Source organism: Pseudomonas sp. W2Aug9 (genome assembly GCF_023127755.1).
In the GTDB taxonomy this organism is placed as follows: Bacteria; Pseudomonadota; Gammaproteobacteria; order Pseudomonadales; family Pseudomonadaceae; genus Aquipseudomonas; species Aquipseudomonas synxantha_A.
Genome location: NZ_SPKL01000037.1, coordinates 135,263 through 151,588 on the forward strand (window position 1 = coordinate 135,263; position 16,326 = coordinate 151,588).

The window sequence follows — 16,326 nt, forward strand, 5'->3', positions numbered from 1 at the left end:
CATGCACGGCGAATCTCCAATCAAACGTCGCGTATCGCGCAAGATCTGGGTCGGCTCGGTGCCCGTGGGGGGCGATGCCCCCATTGCAGTGCAAAGCATGACCAACAGCGACACTAACGATGTGGCCGCCACCGTCGCCCAGATCAATCGCCTGGAAGCGGCCGGCGTAGACATCGTGCGGGTTTCCGTACCGGACATGGATGCCGCCGAGGCTTTCGGCCGCATCAAGCAGTTGGTCAAGGTGCCGCTGGTTGCCGACATTCACTTCGACTACAAGATTGCACTGCGCGTGGCCGAGCTGGGTGTGGACTGCCTGCGTATCAACCCGGGCAACATCGGTCGCGAAGACCGCGTGCGCGCCGTGGTGGACGCTGCCCGTGATCGTGGGATTCCGATCCGCATTGGCGTGAACGCCGGCTCCCTGGAAAAAGACCTGCAAAAAAAATACGGCGAGCCTACCCCGGCGGCGCTGGTCGAGTCGGCACTGCGCCACGTTGAGCACCTGGAGCGCCTGAATTTCCAGGACTTCAAGGTCAGCGTAAAGGCCTCCGATGTGTTCATGGCGGTAGAAGCCTACCGCCTGCTGGCCAAGGAAATCGTGCAACCACTGCACTTGGGTATCACTGAAGCTGGCGGTTTGCGCTCAGGCACAGTGAAATCTGCGGTGGGTCTCGGTATGCTGCTCGCCGAAGGGATTGGCGATACTATCCGCATCTCCCTGGCGGCAGACCCCGTAGAGGAAGTGAAGGTCGGCTACGACATTCTCAAATCCCTGCGTTTGCGTTCCCGTGGTATCAACTTCATTGCCTGCCCGAGCTGCTCGCGGCAGAACTTCGACGTGGTGAAAACCATGAACGACCTGGAGCTGCGCCTCGAAGACCTGCTGGTGCCGCTGGATGTCGCAGTCATCGGTTGTGTGGTCAACGGGCCGGGTGAGGCCAAAGAGGCTCATGTGGGCCTGACCGGTGGTACGCCGAATTTGATTTACATCGACGGCAAGCCGTCGCAGAAGCTAACGAATGACAATCTGGTGGATGAGCTGGAAAAGCTGATCCGCGAGAAAGCGGCCGAGAAGGTCGCCGCTGACGCAGCGCTGATCGCTCGCGGCTGATTGAACGAATTTAAGGATTTGATGTGAGCAAGTCTCTGCAAGCCATTCGTGGCATGAACGACATCCTGCCGGAGCAGACGCCACTGTGGCGCTACTTCGAAAGCACTGTCGCGCGCCTGCTGGATAACTACGGTTACAAGCAGATCCGCATGCCGATCGTCGAGTTCACCGAGCTGTTCAAACGCTCCATCGGTGAAGTGACCGACATCGTCGAAAAAGAGATGTACACCTTCGAAGACCGCAACGGCGACTCCCTGACCCTGCGTCCGGAAGGCACTGCCGCGTGCGTGCGCGCCGTACTGGAACATGGCATCACCGGTGGTGGCCAAACCCAGAAGCTCTGGTACATCGGCCCGATGTTCCGCCACGAGCGCCCGCAGAAAGGCCGCTATCGCCAGTTCCACCAGATCGGTTGCGAAGTCTTCAACCTTGACGGCCCGGACATCGACGCCGAGCTGATCGTGCTGACCTGGCGTCTGTGGGGCCAACTGGGCATCCGCGATGCGGTCAAGCTCGAACTCAACAGCCTGGGTACCAGCGAGTCCCGGGGCCGCTATCGCGAAGCCCTGGTCGAATACCTGTCGGCTCACCTGGATAAATTGGACGAAGACAGCCAGCGCCGTCTGAAAACCAACCCGTTGCGCGTTCTGGATACCAAGAACGCCGACACCCAGGCCGTATTGGTCAATGCACCGAAAATGGCCGATTACCTGGACGACGAATCCCGCGTGCACTTCGAGGGCCTCAAGGCTCGCCTGGATGCCGCGGGGATTCCCTACGTGATCAACCCCAAGCTGGTGCGTGGCCTCGACTATTACAGCAAGACCGTATTCGAGTGGGTCACCGACAAGCTCGGCGCCCAGGGCACTGTGTGTGCCGGTGGTCGCTACGACGGCCTGGTCGAGCAAATGGGCGGCAAGCCGACTACGGGCGTGGGCTTTGCCATGGGTATCGAGCGACTGATCCTGTTGCTGGAAACCCTTGAACAGGTTCCCGAAGAAATTTCCCGTCAGGTGGACGTGTACCTGTGCGCTTTTGGCGAGGCTGCCGAACTCGCCGCCCTGGCCTTGAGCGAGAAGGTGCGCGACCAACTGCCGAACCTGCGCCTGCAGATCAATGCCGGCGCCGGCAGCTTCAAGAGCCAGTTCAAGAAGGCCGACAAGAGCGGTGCGCTGTACGCACTGATCCTTGGCGATGACGAATTGGCCCAGCAAGTGATAGGTTTCAAACCCCTGCGTGGCCAGGGTGAACAACAGAACGTTGCCTTTGATGCGCTCGCTGCGCACTTGGCCACCTGCGTCGTGCAGGGTTGAAGCTGTCGAACAGCCGAATTTAGCGATTAAGGAGTATTGGGGTGTCGAGTACTGATGATGAGCAACTGGCCGAGTTCAAGGACTGGTGGCAGCGTAACGGCAAGCCCCTGGTCACTGGCGGCCTGCTGGCTTTAGTGGTGGTGTTCGGCTGGCAAGCCTGGACCAAGTATCAGGCCAACCAATCCCAGGGCGCCTCGATCGTTTACCAGCAATTGCTGGAAACTACCCTGACGCCGGACGGCAAGCCTGACCCTGCACAGGTGGCAGACCTGGCTGGCAAGCTGAAAAACGAATTCGGCGGTAGCACCTACGCCCAGTACGGCAGCCTGTTCGTCGCGAAGGTCGCGGTCGATACCGGCAAGCTGGATGACGCAGCCACCGAGCTGAAGGCCATTGCCGACAAGCCGACCAACCCGACCCTGGGTGAAATCGCACGTCAGCGCCTGGCACAGGTATTGGCGGCACAGAACAAGGCTGACGAAGCACTCAAACTGCTCGACGGCGATGCTGACAAGGCATTCGTGGCCACTCGCGAAGAGCTCAAGGGCGACCTGTTGGTCCAATTGGGTCGTACCGACGAAGCCCATGCTGCGTACCAAAAAGCCAAGGCGGCGCTGTCTGATGAAGCGGCGGTCGGTGGCTTACAAATCAAGCTCGACGACTTGGCCAAAGGGGATGCGTGACGTGATCCGTTGGAAACATGCAGCATTGCTGGCTCTGGCCGTTTTGGCCGCGGGTTGCAGCAGCAACAGCAAAAAAGAACTGCCGCCTGCCGAGCTGACCAGCTTCAAGGAAGAAGTGGTCCTGCAAAAACAATGGAGCCAATCCATTGGTGACGGGCAGGGCGACCTCTACAACCTGTTGCAGCCGGCGATCGACGGCGACAACATCGTGGCCACTGATTCCACTGGCGTCGTGGTTGCCATGGATCGCATGAACGGCGACGTCAAGTGGAAGAAAGACCTCGAGCTGCCGGTTTCCGGTGGTGTGGGTGTCGGCTACGGCATGGTGCTGATCGGTACGCTCAAAGGTGATGTGGTCGCACTCGACTCCAGCACCGGCGAAGAGAAGTGGCGCGCTCGCGTGACCAGTGAAGTGCTCTCGGCGCCAGCGACCAACGGCGATATCGTCGTGGTGCAGACCCAGGATGACCGCGTAATCGGTCTGGATGCCTCCACTGGCGACCAACGCTGGTTGTACGACAGCACCCCGGCGGTGTTGACCCTGCGTGGTACCAGTGGTCCGATTGTGACCAACAATCTCGCTGTGGCTGGCCTGTCGACCGGTAAAGTAGTCGCCCTGGATACCCAGAACGGCGTGCCGGCGTGGGAAACCCGTGTGGCTATCCCGCAAGGCCGTTCCGAGCTGGACCGCGTCGTGGACATCGACGGTGGCCTGCTGCTGTCGGGTGAAACCCTCTACGTGGCCACCTATCAGGGCCGTGTTGCCGCGCTGGACCTGCAAAGCGGCCGCATCAACTGGCAGCGTGATGCTTCCAGCTATGCGGGTGTCGCCCAAGGGTTTGGCAGCGTCTACGTGAGCCTGGCCTCCGGCACCGTTGAAAGTGTCGATGAGCGTTCCACCACTGCACTGTGGAGCAACGACTCGCTGGCTCGCCGCCAACTGTCGGCACCGGAAGTCTTCTCCAGCTACGTAGCAGTCGGTGACTTTGAAGGTTACCTGCACCTGCTGAGCCAGGTGGATGGTCGCTTTGTCGGTCGCCAACGTATCGACAGCGACGGCCTGCGTGCGCGTCCGCTGGTGGTAGGTAACATGCTTTATGTGTATGGCAACGGCGGCAAGCTGGAAGCCCTGACCATCAAGTAAGAACCATGCTTGGGGTAACACCCAGGCGGCCCTGCTTTTGCGGGGCATGCGGCATCTGACGATGCTGCCCCGAGCACCAGCCGCTGCCCTGCAGCGGCTTTTGTATTTTCTGAAATAACGAAGTGGAGAGCCGCATGGTTCCCGTAATCGCCCTGGTGGGCCGACCTAACGTCGGCAAGTCCACCTTGTTCAACCGCCTGACCAGGACTCGCGACGCCATTGTCGGCGACTTGTCCGGTCTGACCCGTGATCGCCAATACGGTGAGGCAAAGTGGCAAGGGCGCTCCTACATTATTGTCGACACCGGTGGTATCTCCGGTGACGAGCATGGCATGGACGAAAAAATGGCCGAGCAGTCGCTGCTGGCCATTGAAGAAGCCGATGTCGTGTTGTTCCTGGTGGACGCCCGCGCGGGCTATACCGCCGCTGACCAGATGATTGGCGAGCACCTGCGCAAGCGCAACAAGCGTTCTTATCTGGTCGCCAACAAGATCGACAACATCGATCCTGAGGCGGCCCGTGCCGAATTCAGCCCGATGGGCCTCGGTGATGCGATCCCGGTCGCGGGTGCCCACGGCCGTGGCATCACCCAGATGCTGGAAATCGCCCTGCGCGACTTCCCCAAGGATGATGTCGAGGAAGAAGAGGGCGAGGAAGAGATCGTCGCTGAAGGCGAGGAAGCCAAGCGCATTCCTGGCCCGAGCGAAAAAGACGGTATCAAGATCGCTATCATCGGCCGCCCGAACGTCGGCAAGTCGACCCTGGTCAACCGTATGCTCGGTGAAGACCGCGTTATCGTCTACGACCAGCCCGGCACCACTCGCGACAGTATCTACATCCCGTTCGAGCGTAACGACGAGAAGTACACGCTGATCGACACCGCCGGTGTGCGCAAGCGCGGCAAGATCCACGAAGAAGTTGAAAAGTTCTCCGTGGTCAAAACCCTGCAAGCGATCAAAGACGCCAACGTGGTGATCTTCGTGATGGACGCCCGCGAAGGCGTGGTGGACCACGACCTCAACTTGCTGGGCTTTGCCCTGGAAGCCGGTCGGGCCCTGGTGATCGCGATCAACAAGTGGGACGGCATGACGCCGAGCGAGCGCGATTTCGTCAAGATCGAACTGCAGCGTCGGTTGTTCTTCGTCGAGTTCGCCGATATCCACTTTATCTCGGCACTGCACGGTACTGGCGTGGGTAACCTCTACGCCTCGGTACAGAACTCGTTCAAGTCCGCGGTCACCCGCTGGCCGACCAACCGTCTGACCCAGATCCTCGAAGACGCCGTGGGCGAGCACGCACCGCCGATGGTCAACAACCGTCGGATCAAACTGCGTTACGCCCACTTGGGTGGTGCCAACCCGCCGATTATCGTGATCCACGGTAACCAGATCGAGAAGGTGCCCAAGTCCTACGTGCGTTACTTGGAAAACACTTACCGCCGAGTCTTGAAACTGGTCGGTACGCCGATCCGTATCGAGTTCAAGGGTGGCGAGAACCCATACGAAGGCAACAAGAACACACTGACCGACCGTCAGGTGAACAAGAAGCGTCGTTTGATGACTCACCACAAGAAGGCCGACAAGAAGCGCCGTGACAAGAAATAACGGCAGCTTTGCGTTGTAAGCGACACGCTGCAAGAGAGGGCTCCTTTGGAGCCCTTTTTTGTGCGCGACCGTTTGTGCCTTGACCCGATGCAATTGGCAGCTTAAAACTTGGGGCTCACCTGCAGGGGCCTCCGATGATCACCAGCAAGCTGCCGAATGTCGGCACGACCATTTTCACCACTATGTCGCAACTCGCCGCTGAAACCGGCGCGCTCAACCTGTCCCAGGGTTTCCCGGATTTCAATGGCCCGCAAGGTTTACTCGATGCAGTGGGCAAGCATATCGCTCTGGGTCACAACCAGTACGCGCCCATGACCGGCTTGCCCGTGTTGCGTCAGCAGGTGGCCGCCAAGATTGCTCGCAGTTATGGCGCCGCAGTCGATGCCGACAGCGAGGTGACCATCACTCCTGGCGCCACCGAGGCGATCTTCTGCGCGATCCAGGCGGTGATTCGCAGTGGCGATGAAGTCATCGTGTTCGACCCCAGCTACGACAGCTATGAGCCCTCGGTGGAGCTGGCCGGTGGTCGTTGCGTTCATGTGCAACTGAGTCTGGACGGTTTTGCCCTCGACTTCGAGCAGATCAAGGCGGCGCTGTCGCCGCGCACCCGCATGATCATCATCAACTCGCCACATAACCCCACTGGTGCGCTGATCAGCCGCGCCGAGCTGGACCAGTTGGCCGAACTGATCCGCGACCGCGATATCTACCTGGTCAGCGATGAGGTCTACGAACACCTGGTGTTCGACGGTGTGCCTCACGTCAGCATATTGGCCCATCAGGAGCTGTATCAGCGCGCCTTCGTGGTCAGCTCCTTCGGCAAGACCTATCACGTGACCGGCTGGAAAACCGGTTACGTGGTCGCGCCGCCGGCTCTGACTGCCGAACTGCGCAAGGTGCATCAATATGTCAACTTTTGCGGCGTGACCCCTTTGCAGTACGCTTTGGCTGACTTCATGGCTGATCACCCGGAGCATGTCGAAGAACTGCCGGCCTTTTACCAGGCCAAGCGCGACATGTTTTGCGACCTGCTGGGGCCGTCCCGCTTCAGTTTTACCCGGGTGAGCGGCACCTATTTCCAACTGGTGGATTACTCGCAGATTCGCCCAGACCTGGATGACGTCGCCATGTCCCTGTGGATGACCCGCGAACATGGCGTGGCGACGATACCGGTCTCGGTGTTCTACCAGCACCCACCCCAAGGCCAGCGCCTGGTGCGTCTGTGCTTTGCCAAACGCGAGGAGACGCTGCAACAAGCAGCCGAAAAGCTATGCGTGATCTGAGTGCACTGCCCAATCTGAACATCGCCCTGATCCAGACCAGCCTGGTGTGGCATGACCGTCAGGCTAACCTTGAGCATTTTGAGCTGCTGCTGGAGCAGGCCAATGGTGCGGACCTGATCATACTGCCGGAGATGTTCACCACCGGTTTCTCCATGGAGTCAGCCACCCTCGCCGAGCCGGAAAAGGGGCCGACCCATCACTGGCTCCAGGCGCAGGCAACCAAATACAACGCGGTGATCACTGGCAGCGTGATTATCCAGGCCGCCGACGGTAGCCACCGCAACCGCCTGTTGTGGGCAAGGCCGGATGGTGAGGTGCTGCATTACGACAAGCGTCACCTGTTTCGCATGGCCGGTGAGCACGATCACTACACCCCCGGCGAACGCCAGGTGCAGTTTGAGTTAAAGGGCTGGCGCATTCGCCCACTGATTTGCTACGACCTGCGCTTCCCGGTATGGAGTCGCGATGCCCAGGACACCGACTTGCTGCTGTACACCGCTAATTGGCCCGGTGCACGTCGTCAGCATTGGAACCGCTTGTTGCCGGCGCGGGCGATTGAAAACCTGTGCTATGTGGCTGCCGTGAATCGGGTAGGCACGGATGGCAAAGGATTTGCCTATACAGGCGACAGCCAGGTGCTGGATTTCCAGGGTGAAACCTTGCTGAGTGCAGGGGAGGCGGACGGGGTGTTCCAGGTGATTCTGGATGCAGCGGAGCTGGCTGCTTATCGCACCAGGTTTCCAGCGAACCTGGATGCCGATAGCTTTCAGTTTGTCTGATAAACCGCTATCGGGAGCAAGCCCCCTCCCACTTTGATTTGCGAATACATTCAAATGTGGGAGGGGGCTTGCTCCCGATAGGGCCATCAGCGCCACCATAACCCCAAAGCAAAAAGGCCCCTGGATTCACACCCAGGGGCCTTTCACATTTCAGCAGCCGATTACGCCGCTTTGGCTTCCAACTGGCTCAGCGAGCGGTTCAGCGCACTGAACAGCGCCTTGAAGCTGGCGGTGGTGATGTTTTCATCAATGCCCACACCATGCACCGGACGTTCGCCGTTCACGCGCAGTTCAATGTAGGCGGCCGCCTTGGCATTGGTGCCCGCACCGATGGCATGTTCGTTGTAGTCCATGATCTCCACGCCAATCGGCAGGCCGGCCACCAAGGCTTCCAGCGCGCCGTTGCCTTTGCCTTTCCAGTGCAGGTTGGTTTCGCCCTGGCCCTTGCCGGAAACTTCCACCTCGACAAAGCTGTTGCCGTTCTCTTCCTGCAGGCGATGGCTGACCAGCGCGTACGGGGTGTTGGCTTGCAGGTATTCACGCTGCAGCAAGGCGTAGATCTGCGGCGCAGTCATCTCAAGGCCCACGCGGTCGGTTTCGGCCTGCACAACCTGGCTGAACTCGATCTGCATACGACGCGGCAAGCTGATGTCGTATTCCTGTTCCAGCAGGTAGGCGATGCCACCTTTGCCCGACTGGCTGTTTACACGAATCACCGCTTCGTAGCTGCGGCCAATGTCCGCCGGGTCGATCGGCAAGTACGGCACTTCCCACAGCGCATCGTCTTTCTGCTGGGAGAAGCCTTTGCGGATCGCGTCCTGGTGGGAGCCGGAAAACGCGGTGTGTACCAGGTCGCCCACATAAGGATGACGCGGGTGCACCTGGATCTGGTTGCACTCTTCAACGACTTTGCGCACACCGTCGATATCGGAGAAGTCCAGTTGCGGGTCCAGGCCCTGGGTGTACATGTTCAGGGCCACGGTCACCAGGTCGACGTTGCCGGTACGCTCGCCGTTGCCGAACAGGCAGCCTTCGACGCGGTCGGCGCCGGCCATCAGGCCCAGTTCGGTGGCGGCGACGCCGGTGCCGCGATCGTTATGGGTGTGCAGGCTGATGATCACACTGTCACGACGGTTGATATGGCGACCGAACCACTCTATCTGGTCGGCATAGATGTTCGGTGTGGCGCATTCAACGGTGGCCGGCAGGTTGAGGATCATCTTGTGCTCGGGCGTCGGGTTCCACACCTCGATCACTGCGTCGCAGACTTCCTTGGCGAACTCCAACTCAGTGGCGCTGAACGTTTCCGGGGAGTATTCGAAGGTCCACTGGGTTTCAGGCTGTTGGGCGGCGTATTTGACGAACAGTTTGGCCGCGTTGACGGCGATAGCCTTGATGCCATCCTTGTCCTGGTTGAACACGATGCGGCGGAACGACGGCGACGTGGCGTTGTACAAGTGCACGATGGCCTTCTTGGCGCCGCGCAGGGATTCGAAGGTGCGTGCGATCAAGTCTTCACGGCCCTGGGTCAGCACCTGGATAGTGGTGTCCTCGGGGATGTGGTTGTCTTCGATCAGGGTGCGCACGAAGTCGAAGTCGGTTTGCGAGGCGGCCGGGAACGAGGCTTCGATTTCCTTCACGCCTACAGATACCAGGGTCTTCCAGAAACGCAGCTTTTTCGCGGCGTCCATCGGCTCGATCAGCGACTGGTTGCCATCACGCAGGTCAGAGCTGCACCAGATCGGCGCGGTGGTGATGGTCTTCGATGGCCAGGTGCGGTCCTGAATATCAATGGTCGGGAACGCGCGGTACTTCGACGACGGGTCTTTGAGCATGCTCATCGGGAAATCCTTTGTTGTAGGGGCCGAGAAAAGGCGGCCTGCCGTGAAACTGTTTTTGGGGAGAAAGCTTGGGACGAGGCAGATCGATTCAGCCTGGCAGTCGTGCGCTGACGAGGCACAGGCTGCGGTGCTGGCGAAGCTGAATGAGGGTGTGAGAGGTTTTCATAAGCTCAACCCTAACCGCAGGGGTGAAAGATGGCAAGCAGTCGATAAAAATTGAGATAAGTTCTGCTCTGCGCAGAATAAACGAGATTTTATGCTGGTTTTGAAGTTGATATCTGGTTTTAATTGCGCGCCGGTGATGGGGCGCGCAATCGCGTGTTTCAGGGTTGGAATGCGCCGATAAAGATAGCCGGGTCAACCCGTGCATCGTTCAGGCTGACGTTCCAGTGCATGTGCGGCCCCGTCGCCCGTCCGGTCGAACCCACCTTGCCCACGACCGCACCGCGCACCAGTTGCTGGCCCACCTTCACGTCGATCTTCGACATATGGCAGAACATGCTGATAAAGCCCTGGCCATGGTCGACGAATACCGTGTTGCCATTGAAGAAGTAATTGCCAACCAGAATCACCTTGCCGTTCGCGGGCGTCTTGATCGGCGTACCGGCCGGTACGGCGAAGTCGAGGCCCGAATGTGGGTTGCGCTCTTCGCCGTTGAAGAAGCGCCGCACCCCGAACTTGCTCGACAACGGGCCGTTCACCGGTTTGTCCAGCACCAGGTTGCTCGGCAGGGTGGGGCTGAAACTGCGGTAAGCCTTGAGCTGTACCGCCAACTCGCCTTCGATGCGCTTGAGCTGGGCCGGGTCAGGGTTGACCTGGCTTTTATTCTTCAGCGTGATGCGCTGTTCCGGGTACTTCTTGTAACCGACGATAAACGGCAAGTTGCGCCCGCCGCTGCTGATGCGCTCGTTACCAGGCTTGACCGTCAACGGGATACCGACGATGGCTAGCCAGTTGTCCTGTTCTTTGACCACCAGTACCGGTTTGCCTTGGTATGTGGCTTTGGGCGCCGTGGCGGCCGGTCCCAGTTCGACCACGGCCACACCACCGGGTACCGGTTTGTTCAAGGTGCGGGTGATATAGCTGTCCGCGTAGGTATTCATGGACAGGCACAGCAGCAACAAACTCAGTAGACGTGGCATCAATCAATCCAGTAGCGAAAGGGTGACGGGGGTCAGGTGATTGTCTTCCACCCGCACTTGCAGTTGACCTTCACCCAGGCGCGCGGTCAGGCGCTGGCCGGTGTGGGTTTGTGCGGCATTGCGAATCGCCTGGCCGCGTTCATCCAGCAGGATGCTGTAGCCACGGCCCAGGGTCGCCAGCGGGCTGACCACCTGCAACGTCTGCACCTGGCTTTGCAGTTGCAGGCGTCGGGCCTTGAGACCTTCGTGCATGGCTCGGGGCAGGCGTTCGGCGAGGCTGTCCAGGCGCTGGCGCAACAGCGCCAATTGGCGGCCCGGATGCTGGCCGGCGAGGCGGGTCTCCAGGCGAATCAAGCGCTCGCGACGGGTATTGAGGCCGCGCTCGAAGGCGCGGCGCATACGCATGTCCAGGTCATCCAGACGTTGTGCCTGCTGGCGCAAGCGCTCGCCCGGGTGACGCAGGCGCCGGGCCATGCCTTCCAGGCGCAGGCGGCTGTGGCTCAGGCGGTTGCGCATCAGCATCACCAGGCGCCGATGCAGGTTGTCTACCTGGCGCACCAGATGGCTGGCGTCCGGTGCCAGCAGCTCGGCGGCGGCGGAGGGCGTCGGAGCGCGCACGTCCGCCACGAAGTCGCTGATCGACACATCGGTTTCATGCCCGACGGCGCTGACGATGGGCGTGACGCAGGCGTCCACCGCTCGGGCCACGGCTTCTTCGTTGAAGCACCAGAGATCTTCCAGTGAGCCGCCGCCACGGGCCAGGATCAGCGCGTCGAAGCCGCGGGCATCGGCGAGTTTGAGCGCCCGCACGATCTGCGGGATCGCCTCGCGGCCCTGCACAGCGGTCGGGATCAGTGTCAGTTCAATGTTCGGCGCCCGGCGGCGGAACACACTGATGATGTCGCGAATCACCGCGCCGGTCGGCGAACTGATGATGCCGATACGCCGCGGGTGCGCGGGCAGCGGCACCTTGCGCTCGGCGCTGAACAGGCCTTCGGCGCTGAGCTTTTCCTTCAAGGCATCGAAGGCCAGGCGCAGCGCGCCATCGCCGGCAGGTTCCACGGTGTCGAGGATCAGTTGATAGTCGCCACGCCCCTCGAACAACGAGACCTTGCCACGCACTTTGACCGCCAGGCCGTCCTTCAACGCCTGGCGCACGCGTGCAGCGTTGTTGCGAAACAGCGCGCAACGCACCTGGGCCCCGCTGTCCTTGAGGGTGAAATACACATGGCCGGAAGCCGGGCGGGCGAGGTTGGAGATTTCGCCTTCGACCCAGATATTGGTGAACACGTCTTCCAGCAACACCCGCGCGCGGCCGTTGAGCTGGCTGACAGTCAGGACTTCGCGGTCCAGGCCCAGACGGGCAAAAGGATCTTTAATCATGGGCGGCAGTTTATAGGCATTCGTGCAGGGTTTGACAGAACTGCTCTACCAGCGCGTTCGGCGCCTGCGCGCAGGCGAGGGCCACGGTGCTATGGCAGTCCGGGTCGGCCAGGGGTAAAAAGTGCAGGTTGGCGGGGGCGATGTCCTGCATGGATTTTGGTAACAAGGCAATGCCGAAACCGGCCTGGATCAATTGCAACTGCGTGGTCTTGCGCGACATCACCCGTGCGGCCCTGGGGAAAAATCCTGCACGCATGCACAGTTCGGCCGACAGATAACTCAGCCCGCCGCGTTGGGGATGGGGGACCGAGATAAACGCTTGGTCCTTTAGCTGCGCCAACTCCACCGGCGCGTCGCTGCGTGCCAACGGATGATTCGGCGGCACCGCCAGCACCAACGGCTCCGTGTACAACGGCAGCACACGCACGCCGTCGCGCTGGCGCAGTACGGGCAAGCGCAGCAGGCCGACGTCCAGGCGACCCTCGGCGATGTCCTCCAACTGGGCTTCGGAGGAGAGCTTGGCGATATCCACCGATACTCCAGGGCAGCGCTCTAGCCAGGTGCTGATGCCGTGCAATAACGCGCCGCTCATCGGCACTGTGCTCGAGTGACTCAGGCGCAGCGTGCCAAGCTGGCCATTGCCTACTAGGGTCGCCACTTCGCTGGCCTTGAGCAACTCACTCAGCAAATTGCGCGCCCGTGGGTAGAACGCTTCACCGGCCGCTGTGAGCCGCGGTTGGCGTGCGGTGCGTTCGAACAATGGGGTTTGCAGTTGATTTTCCAGTTCCTTAATCTGCCGGCTCAAGGCCGACTGCGCCACAAACAGGCGTTCGGCCGCGGCACTGAAGCTGCCGCTCTCGGCGATTTCGACGAAGTAACGCAGTTGCCGCGTGGAGATCACGAGTCATGCCTTTTTGAGATGAGTGGCTAGCTTTGAAGATATTAGTCGCAACAGTCGCCAATGGCTAAAGTGAAGGCCATGTCCAACAAGGAATAACCCATGAGCCTGGTTGAGTTGATGAGTCAGTGGTCGTTCGGGGCTGTGGATTGGCTGGTGATCGGCCTGGGTGTGGTGCTGGCCTATGTGGTGTTTGGCATTGCCGGGTTCGGGACGGCCTTGGTCGCCGGGCCGATCCTGATTGTGTTTATGCCGCTGTCGAAGATCATCCCGTTGCTGGTGCTTCTCGACTTTGTCGCGGCGTTTGGCGGCTTGCTGCAAACGCGGCGCGATGTGAACAAACCAGAACTGTTGCGGTTGCTGCCCTGCATGGCCGTCGGCTGCAGCCTGGGCGTGTTGTTTTTGCTCAACCTGCATTCGGACCTGTTGCTGCTGTTGATGGGCCTGTTTATCAGCGCCTACGCGATTTACAGCCTGGCGGTGAAGGCGCGGCCGACTGAGCTGGCAGCGGGCTGGTCGATTCCCATGGGCACTGTTGGGGGGCTGTTTGGTGCGCTATTCGGCAGTGGCGGCTTTTTATATGCGATTTACCTGAACAGCCGTTTGCCCAAGGACGCGGCGCGGGCCACGCAAAGCGCGCTGATCAGTTGCAGCACGGTCGTGCGTTTGAGTCTGTTCCTGATTGCCGGCGTGTATGCAGATTTGCCGTTATTGATGTTGGCGGTTTGCCTGTTGCCGGCGATGGCCCTGGGGCTGTGGTGTGGACGCAGGCTGACGATGCGGCTGTCCCGTGAGGCGTTCGTTCGGTTGGTGACATGGTTGGTATTGGCCAGTGGTATTGCGCTGATCGGGCGGTATGTGAGTACTTGACCTGATTTTTTCAGGGATTAAGCTGCCGTCCTCCCGGGCGTCATCGCGGGCAAGCCCGGCTCCCACATTGGAATGCGATCAACTGTGGGAGCCGGGCTTGCCCGCGATGGCGCCAATAGCCACACCGCAGGACTCCCATGAACTCCCAAAGCATCCTTGTCCCGAAAATCTCCACCTTGCCCGTCCACGAACCCCGCGCCCGGGCGATTGTGCGCTGGCTGGTGCGCAAGAACATCATCAAGGAAGAGCTCACCACTTGCGGGCGTACCGGCAACCGCATGGGCTACGCCCTGGCCGATGGTGCCCGCGCCGTGGTGCTGCACCCTGAAGCGCTGCCGTTCAACGAGCCGGTCAATGGCCTGGAGATCATCTACAAGCGTTGCATCTACACGCCGGCCAAGGGGTTCCTTGAAGAAGCCGGCTGCCCGGAATGCCTGAAGGAAGTTGGCGAGGCGCTGTTCGAAAGCCTGGAAGACTGGATGCCTGGTCACACCGACAACTTCACCTGCCCGCTGTGTGGGCATGAAGATGACATCAACGGCTTTCTGTTCCTGCAGGAATGCGGGTTTTCCAACCTGGGGTTCATCTTCAACAACTGGGCGGAGGCGGGGTTCAAGCAGAGCTTTATCGACGAATTTGCCGATTGGTTGGACCAGAAAATGAGCTGGGTCAAAGTCGAGCTTTAATCCTTCTATCAGTATTACCAAGTTTGTCAGAGTTTTACATTGAGCCGGGCAGGGTGCATGTATATAATGGCGCGCTTCCATTTTCCCGCTCGGGAGCCCCCGCGATGCTGCGTATCAGCCAAGAAGCTCTGACATTCGACGACATTCTCCTAGTGCCCGGTTATTCCGAGGTACTTCCTAACGAAGTCAGTCTCAAGACCCGCCTAACCCGTGGCATCGAGCTGAATATTCCCCTGGTTTCCGCTGCCATGGACACCGTCACCGAAGCCCGTCTGGCCATTGCCATGGCTCAGGAAGGCGGCATCGGCATCATCCACAAGAACATGACTATCGAGCAGCAAGCTGCCGAAGTGCGCAAGGTCAAGCGTTACGAAGCCGGTGTGGTGAAAGATCCAATCACCATCGAAGCCGACGCCACCGTGCGTGACCTGTTCGAACTCACTCGCATGCACAACATCTCCGGCGTCCCGGTGCTGCACGATGGCGACCTGGTCGGCATCGTCACTTCCCGTGACGTGCGTTTCGAGAACCGCCTTGAAGTCACCGTCCGTGAAGTGATGACGCCTAAAGAGCGCCTCGTTACTGTCAAGGAAGGCGCCGACAAGAACGATGTGCGCGAACTGCTGCACAAGCACCGCATCGAGCGCGTGCTGATCGTCGATGACAAATTCGCCCTCAAGGGCATGATGACCGTCAACGACATCGAAAAAGCCAAGGCTTACCCGCTGGCCAGCAAGGATGACCAGGGTCGTCTGCGTGTTGGCGCGGCAGTCGGCACCGGTAAAGACACGGGCGACCGCGTTTCGGCGCTGGTTGCTGCCGGTGTTGACGTGGTGGTGGTCGACACCGCCCACGGTCACTCCAAAGGCGTGATCGACCGCGTGCGCTGGGTCAAGCAGAACTTCCCTGACGTGCAAGTGATCGGCGGCAACATCGCCACCGGCGCTGCCGCCAAGGCTCTGGCCGAAGCTGGCGCTGACGCTGTCAAGGTCGGTATCGGCCCTGGCTCGATCTGCACCACGCGTATCGTCGCCGGTGTGGGCGTGCCGCAGATCAGCGCTATCGCCAACGTCGCCGCTGCCCTTGAAGGCACTGGCGTACCGTTGATCGCCGACGGCGGCATCCGTTTCTCCGGTGACCTGTCCAAGGCCATCGTGGCCGGTGCTTCCTGCGTGATGATGGGCTCGATGTTCGCCGGTACCGAAGAAGCGCCTGGCGAGATCGAACTGTTCCAGGGCCGTTCGTACAAGGCTTACCGTGGCATGGGTTCGCTGGGCGCCATGTCCCAGGCGCAAGGTTCTTCCGATCGTTACTTCCAGGACTCCTCGGCAGGCGCCGAGAAGCTCGTACCGGAAGGTATCGAAGGCCGTGTGCCGTACAAAGGCACCCTGAGCGCGATCATCCATCAACTGATGGGCGGCCTGCGTTCCTCGATGGGCTACACCGGCAGCGCCGACATCGAAGAAATGCGCACCAAGCCAGAGTTCGTACGGATCACCGGCGCAGGCATGGCTGAATCCCATGTCCACGACGTGCAGATCACCAAGGAAGCGCCAAACTACCGTGTAGGTTGAGCCTTCCAGCAAAAT

14 protein-coding genes are annotated in these 16,326 nt (G+C 60.3%); 10 read left to right on the plus strand and 4 right to left on the minus strand.

What is annotated here, in order from left to right; all coding sequences use genetic code 11:
- Position 1 precedes the first annotated feature (1 nt).
- The 7 genes from ispG (at position 2) to E3O56_RS25285 (ending at position 7,917) form a co-directional block, all read left to right on the plus strand.
- Complete coding sequence (gene ispG, locus E3O56_RS25255; RefSeq protein ID WP_003175952.1) at positions 2 to 1,111, plus strand: flavodoxin-dependent (E)-4-hydroxy-3-methylbut-2-enyl-diphosphate synthase; 1,110 nt, start codon at positions 2 to 4, stop codon at positions 1,109 to 1,111.
- A gap of 23 nt (positions 1,112 to 1,134) precedes the next feature.
- Complete coding sequence (gene hisS / locus E3O56_RS25260; protein ID WP_032879608.1) at positions 1,135 to 2,424, plus strand: histidine--tRNA ligase; 1,290 nt, start codon at positions 1,135 to 1,137, stop codon at positions 2,422 to 2,424.
- Between the two features lie 41 nt (positions 2,425 to 2,465).
- Positions 2,466 to 3,107: a YfgM family protein gene (locus E3O56_RS25265; RefSeq protein ID WP_003194010.1), complete on the plus strand. Its 642-nt coding sequence runs from the start codon at positions 2,466 to 2,468 to the stop codon at positions 3,105 to 3,107.
- Positions 3,100 to 4,251: an outer membrane protein assembly factor BamB gene (gene bamB / locus E3O56_RS25270; protein WP_005791169.1), complete on the plus strand. Its 1,152-nt coding sequence runs from the start codon at positions 3,100 to 3,102 to the stop codon at positions 4,249 to 4,251. The genes E3O56_RS25265 and bamB overlap by 8 nt, the downstream gene beginning before the upstream one ends.
- A 134-nt stretch (positions 4,252 to 4,385) precedes the next feature.
- Positions 4,386 to 5,855, plus strand: a complete 1,470-nt coding sequence (gene der, locus E3O56_RS25275; protein ID WP_005791167.1) for a ribosome biogenesis GTPase Der — start codon at positions 4,386 to 4,388, stop codon at positions 5,853 to 5,855.
- A 134-nt stretch (positions 5,856 to 5,989) separates the two neighbouring features.
- Positions 5,990 to 7,138, plus strand: coding sequence for a pyridoxal phosphate-dependent aminotransferase (locus tag E3O56_RS25280; RefSeq protein WP_248129149.1), 1,149 nt, complete (start codon positions 5,990 to 5,992; stop codon positions 7,136 to 7,138).
- Positions 7,126 to 7,917, plus strand: coding sequence for an amidohydrolase (locus tag E3O56_RS25285; RefSeq protein WP_032879610.1), 792 nt, complete (start codon positions 7,126 to 7,128; stop codon positions 7,915 to 7,917). Before E3O56_RS25280 ends, E3O56_RS25285 begins: the two co-directional genes overlap by 13 nt.
- A 161-nt stretch (positions 7,918 to 8,078) precedes the next feature.
- Here E3O56_RS25285 and leuA read toward each other — a convergent pair whose 3' ends face one another.
- The 4 genes from leuA to E3O56_RS25305 form a co-directional block, all read right to left on the minus strand.
- A complete protein-coding gene (leuA, locus tag E3O56_RS25290; RefSeq protein WP_103734900.1) occupies positions 8,079 to 9,758 on the minus strand; it encodes a 2-isopropylmalate synthase in 1,680 nt (559 codons plus the stop codon).
- A 323-nt stretch (positions 9,759 to 10,081) separates the two neighbouring features.
- Positions 10,082 to 10,900 (minus strand): M23 family metallopeptidase, encoded by an 819-nt coding sequence (locus tag E3O56_RS25295; RefSeq protein ID WP_032879612.1) that lies wholly within the window; start codon positions 10,898 to 10,900, stop codon positions 10,082 to 10,084.
- Positions 10,901 to 10,903: 3 nt separating this feature from the next.
- Positions 10,904 to 12,283, minus strand: a complete 1,380-nt coding sequence (gene xseA / locus E3O56_RS25300) for an exodeoxyribonuclease VII large subunit (RefSeq protein WP_248129150.1) — start codon at positions 12,281 to 12,283, stop codon at positions 10,904 to 10,906.
- Positions 12,284 to 12,293: 10 nt separating this feature from the next.
- Positions 12,294 to 13,184 (minus strand): LysR family transcriptional regulator, encoded by an 891-nt coding sequence (locus tag E3O56_RS25305; protein ID WP_032879614.1) that lies wholly within the window; start codon positions 13,182 to 13,184, stop codon positions 12,294 to 12,296.
- 99 nt (positions 13,185 to 13,283) lie between these two features.
- Between E3O56_RS25305 and E3O56_RS25310 the strand changes: the two genes are divergently transcribed.
- The 3 genes from E3O56_RS25310 to guaB all read left to right on the plus strand — a co-directional run bounded on the left by E3O56_RS25310 (position 13,284) and on the right by guaB (position 16,311).
- Positions 13,284 to 14,051, plus strand: coding sequence for a sulfite exporter TauE/SafE family protein (locus tag E3O56_RS25310; protein ID WP_103734899.1), 768 nt, complete (start codon positions 13,284 to 13,286; stop codon positions 14,049 to 14,051).
- 137 nt (positions 14,052 to 14,188) lie between these two features.
- Entirely contained in the window at positions 14,189 to 14,737 is a 549-nt protein-coding gene (locus tag E3O56_RS25315) for a hypothetical protein (protein ID WP_005791157.1), read from the plus strand.
- Positions 14,738 to 14,841: 104 nt separating this feature from the next.
- A complete protein-coding gene (gene guaB / locus E3O56_RS25320) occupies positions 14,842 to 16,311 on the plus strand; it encodes an IMP dehydrogenase (protein ID WP_014719807.1) in 1,470 nt (489 codons plus the stop codon).
- Positions 16,312 to 16,326: the final 15 nt, after the last annotated feature.

Excerpts from the sequence above, each read along its gene's own strand:
- E3O56_RS25280 (WP_248129149.1), top strand. The coding sequence starts at position 5,990 with ATGATCACCAGCAAGCTGCCGAATGTCGGCACGACCATTTTCACCACT.
- leuA (WP_103734900.1), bottom strand. The coding sequence starts at position 9,758 with ATGAGCATGCTCAAAGACCCGTCGTCGAAGTACCGCGCGTTCCCGACC.
- guaB (WP_014719807.1), top strand. The coding sequence starts at position 14,842 with ATGCTGCGTATCAGCCAAGAAGCTCTGACATTCGACGACATTCTCCTA.
- E3O56_RS25285 (WP_032879610.1), top strand. The coding sequence starts at position 7,126 with ATGCGTGATCTGAGTGCACTGCCCAATCTGAACATCGCCCTGATCCAG.
- E3O56_RS25315 (WP_005791157.1), top strand. The coding sequence starts at position 14,189 with ATGAACTCCCAAAGCATCCTTGTCCCGAAAATCTCCACCTTGCCCGTC.
- E3O56_RS25310 (WP_103734899.1), top strand. The coding sequence starts at position 13,284 with ATGAGCCTGGTTGAGTTGATGAGTCAGTGGTCGTTCGGGGCTGTGGAT.
- xseA (WP_248129150.1), bottom strand. The coding sequence starts at position 12,283 with ATGATTAAAGATCCTTTTGCCCGTCTGGGCCTGGACCGCGAAGTCCTG.
- bamB (WP_005791169.1), top strand. The coding sequence starts at position 3,100 with ATGCGTGACGTGATCCGTTGGAAACATGCAGCATTGCTGGCTCTGGCC.
- der (WP_005791167.1), top strand. The coding sequence starts at position 4,386 with ATGGTTCCCGTAATCGCCCTGGTGGGCCGACCTAACGTCGGCAAGTCC.
- ispG (WP_003175952.1), top strand. The coding sequence starts at position 2 with ATGCACGGCGAATCTCCAATCAAACGTCGCGTATCGCGCAAGATCTGG.
- E3O56_RS25295 (WP_032879612.1), bottom strand. The coding sequence starts at position 10,900 with ATGCCACGTCTACTGAGTTTGTTGCTGCTGTGCCTGTCCATGAATACC.